This is a genomic window from Methylobacterium sp. B1, assembly GCF_000333255.1.
Classification (GTDB): Bacteria; Pseudomonadota; Alphaproteobacteria; order Rhizobiales; family Beijerinckiaceae; genus Methylobacterium; species Methylobacterium fujisawaense.
Window position 1 is genome coordinate 1 of record NZ_BACT01000214.1, and the last position, 223, is coordinate 223.

A 223-nucleotide genomic window follows, 5' to 3' on the forward strand; every position below is an offset into this window, starting at 1 on the left:
ATCTCGCTGTCGCTGTTCGCGGGCGCGTTCAACGTTGAGATCTTCCGCTCCGGCATCGAGGCCGTGCCCCGGACCACGGTCGAGGCCGCCGAGGCCCTGGGCTATACCCGCTTCAAGGCCTACCGGTACGTCGTCCTGCCGCTGGCCCTGCGCGTGTGCCTGCCGGCCCTGAACAACAACCTCATCAACCTCCTGAAGACCACCACGTTGGCCTACGCCATCG

General features: G+C 66.4%; 1 protein-coding gene. It reads left to right on the top strand.

Going from position 1 to position 223, the window contains the following annotated elements; translation table 11 throughout:
• The coding region (locus I53_RS05665; RefSeq protein ID WP_043347651.1) for an ABC transporter permease subunit at window positions 1-223 on the top strand (223 nt) is incomplete at both ends.